Raw genomic sequence first — 255 nt, 5'->3', positions numbered from 1 at the left:
ATGTAGTGCAGCGATGATCTTCGGATTGTCGTAATACTTAAAATATCAAATGTTCACAAGAAATAATGAAATAGGCGCTACGAAAGTAGTGGCCTGTCAGTTTTTTGAGTGAGCGACCCGTCAGCAACGACGGTGCCAATAAAATGGCAAAGTAACAGAGATTAAACTGAAGAGTTTGATCCTGGCTCAGATTGAACGCTGGCGGCATGCCTTACACATGCAAGTCGAACGGCAGCACGGAGCTTGCTCTGGTGG

General features: G+C 45.5%; 1 rRNA gene. It reads left to right on the top strand.

Annotated features, from left to right (window positions below):
- Window positions 1-163: 163 nt before the first annotated feature.
- Window positions 164-255, top strand: a 16S ribosomal RNA gene (locus GYK42_RS29025); the annotation flags it as partial.

This window comes from Janthinobacterium lividum, assembly GCF_011601275.1.
Lineage (GTDB): Bacteria > Pseudomonadota > Gammaproteobacteria > Burkholderiales > Burkholderiaceae_D > Janthinobacterium > Janthinobacterium lividum_E.
Note: the sequence above shows the minus strand (reverse complement) of the source record. Positions and strands in the feature narration are given on the sequence as shown.